We start from the raw sequence: 5515 nt of genomic DNA, 5'->3' as shown, positions 1-5515 counted from the left end.
TGAAGGGCTGGTTTCTGCATCCAGTCCTATAAGGGTTGATTTTTGACGCTTCAACTGACCTAGTTGCTTCATACTTCCCGCCGTCTTACGACTACGGGTGCCTGAAGTAGAGCTAGAGCCATCTGCATCTACGAAGCTAGTTCCTAGCTCCGACAGATTATTTGAATACCAAAGCAACAAGACCTCACAAGACGCAATATCGCGCTGCTGAATATATCCACACGATTCGCATTCGTGAACGCGCTGGTCTAAAGTTTTCTTTTTCTGATGTCTGCATTTAGGGCAGGTTTGTGATGGCTTGAGTTGTCTGGTTGGTGCTTCTGAAAACACACCATTCACATCATCCAACTTAGCATTTAGAGAACTTCTAATCATTCCCATCCCAACATCGAGAATCGATTTATTTAGACCAGCTTTTTGTTTCTTGCGCTTGCCTTGTCTTGTCGCGCTTCCATGGTCGGGAGACCCGACCGGAGCGCGCCGCTTTTTGGCTTTGGCACTCATTTTTTTGACTTCTAGTTTTTCAGTTACTACCACGCTATTACAGCTAATTAGATGTGTAGTCTGATGATGAACCCAGTTTTGACGTTGATTGGCTACTTTTCGATAAAGTTTGCTAATCCGCTTTTGAACTTGTTTCCATCTCCTAGAAGCCTTGACTTTTTTCTTGTAGTTAGGCGATCTTTTTCGTCGCTTGAGTTTGCTTAACTTTTTGATTTTCTGTTCTGCTTTCCTCAAAAATCTTGGCGCGGCAACCAAACCATCTTCAGTCCCATTCGACCAAGCAATTGCATCTTGACAACCAAGATCGATAGCAACAACACCGTCACTAGTTTGCCGACTATTTTTGAGCAGAGTTTTATCGATCTCCAAAACAATAGAGGCATACCATTTACCATTCCGGTAGATGATGCCCAAAGCTTTAGGAGTGCCCCAGAGTCTAGCTTTACCCCGCATTTGAACTTGCCCGATTTTAGCGAGTTCCAAATATCCATTATCTCCAGTACTGTGGGCTTTCCATCCCGTAAAAGAAGGATAGCTCCACCCCGAATAGTTACGAATAGATTTGAATTTAGGGTATTTACTCAAACCTTTGAAGAATCGGCAGAAAGCAAAGTCTACACGTTTGATTGTTGCTTGTAAAGCTTGAGAATTGATGTTTTTATATTCTGTCCACACCTCCTTGAATGCTGGTAAATTGTTTTGCTGGTCGAAATAAGAAACCGATCTACCAAATTTTTGATACGCGACTTTACGTTCGCAAACCGCAGAATTATACAATTCCTTGTGAAGTCGGCGATGGTAGTGCAGTATCTTACTCACCTCTTGAGTAGGATAAAGCCTGTAAGTAGCTCTGCGTAAAGGCATTTTTGAAAATGACTGGTTCGGTTGCTTGGTGGTACAATAGCACTATTCATAATCGGTTGTCAACGTGAAAACTAGCTTGAGGAAAGGAGCACATGCTGTTTTTAGAATTCAGTTTCATATCGTCTTAGTGACTAAATACCGCAAGAAGGCGATCGATCTGGCTGTTCTCGACAAACTCAAAGAAGTTTTTACTCGTGTTTGTGAGAAAAGAAAGTGTATATTAGTTGATTTCAGTGGTGAAGAAAATCACGTACATCTGCTAGTTGACGCTCATCCCGACAACAATATTTCTCAGTTGGTTGGTTCGCTAAAATCAGCATCGAGTCGGATTATTAGAAAGGAGTTCGAGCAACATCTCAAGCAGTTTTATTGGAAAAAAGAAGATCCGAGTTTTTGGACTGACGCTTACTGTATTGTTTCTGTTGGTGGTGCGCCTTTGGAAATTGTCAAACAATACATTCAATCTCAAGATGCGCCTAAGTCCTAGAAGTTGTTCGCGCCTCGCCCACCCCACTCATTTTTTGAGCGGTGGTCAAATTTATTCGAGGGTGGGACTCGTTACTCACCTCGCTTACATCCCCGCCGTGCAGACGGACGGGGAATTACGCGAAAAGGTTAAATTAGGGCGACAGATGTCAGAAGGGTAGGTAAGAGGTAATGGGTAATGGGTAATGGGTAATGGGTAAGAGCCAGTAGTGGCTCGACACGACTAAAAATGTGGGTAAAGATCTCGCTCAAAATGTTACTCATTGTATTTTTCAGAATTCTGAACGCCCACAGTTTTAGTCGTGTCGTCCCAGTAGGGTGGGCACTGCCCACCAGCTAGGTTTCAGCTTGCCATCTAGGTTTCAAGCGATCGCTATCTAATAGATATTTGCACCGCTCTAGCTAGTAACTAACGCAAATCGTCGCCCTAACCTCTAGTCGTCAATAACTTAAGATCGAACTCAGTTTCAAAAATCGGTTTCTTATAATCCAAGCTCCAACATTCGAGGACGCACGCATCGAGGGGATCTGTCGGAAAAAATGTCAGATGACACTCGCGAGTAGCTAGATCGCAATTGAGGCTGACATCTTTAATCGCCCCGATGCGGCGTCTGTCGAGGGCGACAGCGAGACGGAGAATGGCGCTCAGTTCGGAGACGATCGTTCTGTGAATTTTGGTGAGGTTTTGCAGATTCTGATGTTTCTTTTTGGGGGGGCTTTTGCGGTGGTAGCGGGCAATGTTGGCGATGATATCGATTTCGGATTCCGTATAGCCCAGTAGCTCGCCATACCGGATTAGATAGTAAGAATGCTTGTGATGGGCATCATGACTGACAAAGTGACCGCTATTGTGGAGGATTGCCGCACTCCAGAGCAACTGGCGAATGGACTTATCCCAGGTGTGGATCTGTCCGTAGGTTTGGTCGAACAGACTCAGGGCAAGTTCGGCGACGCGCTGGCTGTGGGGGATATCGACGCCGTATTTACCTGCGATTTTGAGCGTGCTGCGTTCGCGAATCGAACCTTGATATTTGAGCCGATCTTCAATCAGTCCTTGAGTGAGCATCCAATCGACAATCACGCCCTCTCGGAGGCTGCGTTCGCAGACTGAAAGCGACTGCATTCCTAGCATCGTCATCGCTTCTTGGAGAATTACCGCCCCGGCGATGATGATTTCTGCTCGCCGCTCGGAAATGCCCTCAATGGCGGCGCGCTCGGCGACTGTCATCCGTCGCAGCCGATTGATGAGGTTGCGGAGTTCGGTTAGCTGAATCTTGAAGCCATGAATTCGATCGGGTACCTGACCATTTTTATCTAAATTGAGGACGGCGGCAAGGGTTTCGATCGTCCCAGCGGTGCCGACCATTTTGGGGATTTCGCCCGGTTGGAGGTTGGCTTTGATATCGTCGATCGGTCGTTCTAACTGTCCGCGCACATAGGCTTGAAGATAACTTAAAGCGCGATCGCTAACGGGATTATTTGCTAAAAATTCGGTGGTGAGCCGCACGGCACCAATTTTGGTACTACTGAGGGTGCGGGGTTCGTGGCTATCCCCGAGGATTAATTCGGTCGAGCCGCCACCGATATCGAGAATCAGATGGGGGATATTATTAAACTCGACTCCCGATAGGACACCGAGATAGATCCGCCGCGCCTCTTCTTGTCCCGAAATAATATTTACGGCTAAGCCCAGTTCTGTCTCGATCGATCTAACAAATTCATGCCCGTTGGGCGCTTCGCGGACGGCACTAGTCGCTACTGCCAAGATCTGCTGGACATTAAGACTTTTGGCAACTTCCTGACAGCGTTTGAGGGCACCTACCGCCCGCGCGATCGCTTCTGGTGTCAGATTTCCCGTTTGCGGATCGCGATCGCCCAGCCGGACTGTTTCTTTCTCACGGGCGATAATACTAAAAGCGGGTAAGGCTGTCACGATTCGCACGATCACCATGTGGATCGAGTTGGTGCCAATATCAATCGCCGCAATAATCGGATCGCTGGAGCCACGATCGGGATCGACCGTGGTTGAAGATTCTATCACCACATTTACCATCGTTATTTCCAGCTTGATGAGAGGATTTGTGTCATTACAAACGAGTCGATCGGCTAACTTCGATCCGATGCGAATCAAAAGCCAGCGCGGCTAGCTCTAATTTACATTGAGGCTGTATACCGATACAAGATTACATCTACTCTTTTAATGAAGTCTTTGTAGTAACAATCTTACTAGGGGAGTATAAATCGCAACTGGCATCATGATTAGCAGGGGTACATCTAAATTAAAGGTATGAGGTGGACAACGGTGGTAGACGCTAAGGCGATCGCGACTAACCCCAACCACAGCAGGAAACTCGTCCGAGTCAGACTCAATGCGCGCTGAATTATCGCGGCATTAATCGGTTGCAGATCGTCGCCTAAGAGCGGCTTCTGCTGAATTTGTCCTTTGTAATAATTAATCCCGCCTACCTGGACATCTAAGGCGGCGGCATAGGCGCACTCACTCCAGCCAGAATTAGGACTGGGATCTTTGACGGCATCTCGCCAACAGAGCCGCCAGACAGCGATCGGTTTGCCAGAAATCAACCCGATCGTCAGTACTGCTAGCCGACAGGGAAGCCAAGTCAGCACATCTTCAGATTTGGCACTCCACCAGCCGAGATCGGCGTATGGCTCGCGACGATAGCCGACCATCGAATCTAAAGTACTAGCCGCTTTGTAAGCCATAGCCAGGGGGACAGCCCCCACTGCGGGAATAAATAACCCGACGATCGCGTAAAACAGCGGTGCCATCACCCCATCGATCGCGTTTTCGGTGACGGTTTCGAGGATGGCGCGGTAGATTTCGGGGATGGTGAGCTTGTCGGTATCTCGTCCGACGTACATACTCAGTTGCGATCGCGCGGTTGCCAGATCTCCCGACTCGATCGCCTGCAACACATCCTCAGCCGCCCGCCGCAGACTTCTCCCAGCAAAACAACTCGCCAAGCCGATCGATTGAACTGCAATACTCAAAACCGGATGTATTAACTCACAAGCACGAATTACCAGCCAAGTCAGTCCCCCCGTCCCCAAAATTAGCCCCCAAAATAGCCCCACCCCAGCAATCCGCCGCCAGTGAGGTCGATCGACATATTTGAGGACGATTTGCGTATATTTCGCGATCGCCCAGCCCATCACCTGCACGGGATGCAGCCATCCCCACGGATCGCCGATGAGGTAATCTAGGCTGGCGGCGAGGAGCAGGGGGGAGATTAGAGGGTAGAGGGTAGAGGGTAGGGGGTAGAGGGTAGATTAGAGGGTAGAGGGTAGAGGGTAGAGGTGTAAGGGGTAAGAGGTAATCTTACCTCTTTCACCAGTCGAAATATACTATTGCTTAGTGTAGACCCAGGGTACCCACCAGGGGCACCCCAACAGATTAATTGCGTTGGGGTGCCCCGTGTGGGTTCCCTCACATCTACGCCATAACACGATCGAATTTACCGATCTGGTGGCTGCGGTTTCGTGGGTGTGGCGGCGGTGCCTGCGGTGGCTGGTGTGGACGAGCGGGCGCGATCGATTTCTGCTGGATTGCTGGGGGCGATACCGTCGAACGAGATTAGGGATTCCATGACAGATTTGACGATGGGTGCGGCGACATTACTACCGAAGGCTTTTTCTTTAC

General features: G+C 48.7%; 5 protein-coding genes. 1 reads left to right on the top strand and 4 read right to left on the bottom strand.

Translation table 11 applies throughout. From position 1 onward, the window contains the following. Nucleotides 1-1368 (bottom strand): transposase (locus RMO35_RS08760; protein ID WP_309740305.1); only part of this gene is annotated, 1368 nt, incomplete at its 3' end. A gap of 64 nt (nt 1369-1432) precedes the next feature. Between RMO35_RS08760 and tnpA the strand changes: the two genes are divergently transcribed. Further along, a complete protein-coding gene (gene tnpA, locus RMO35_RS08755) occupies nt 1433-1855 on the top strand; it encodes an IS200/IS605 family transposase (protein WP_396135633.1) in 423 nt (140 codons plus the stop codon). A 426-nt stretch (nt 1856-2281) separates the two neighbouring features. On the opposite strand, the gene RMO35_RS08750 is transcribed toward tnpA, so the two are convergent. The 3 genes from RMO35_RS08750 to RMO35_RS08740 form a co-directional block, all read right to left on the bottom strand. Then, nucleotides 2282-3907 (bottom strand): Ppx/GppA phosphatase family protein, encoded by a 1626-nt coding sequence (locus tag RMO35_RS08750; RefSeq protein WP_309740301.1) that lies wholly within the window; start codon nt 3905-3907, stop codon nt 2282-2284. A 221-nt stretch (nt 3908-4128) separates the two neighbouring features. Then, nucleotides 4129-5097: an adenosylcobinamide-phosphate synthase CbiB gene (gene cbiB / locus RMO35_RS08745; RefSeq protein ID WP_396135634.1), complete on the bottom strand. Its 969-nt coding sequence runs from the start codon at nt 5095-5097 to the stop codon at nt 4129-4131. A 233-nt stretch (nt 5098-5330) separates the two neighbouring features. Continuing rightward, nucleotides 5331-5515, bottom strand: a 185-nt coding sequence (locus RMO35_RS08740) for a hypothetical protein (RefSeq protein ID WP_309740300.1), incomplete at its 5' end; no start/stop codon positions are given.

Source organism: Chamaesiphon sp. OTE_20_metabat_361 (assembly GCF_031364565.1).
This window is presented reverse-complemented; position numbering and strand designations above follow the sequence as displayed.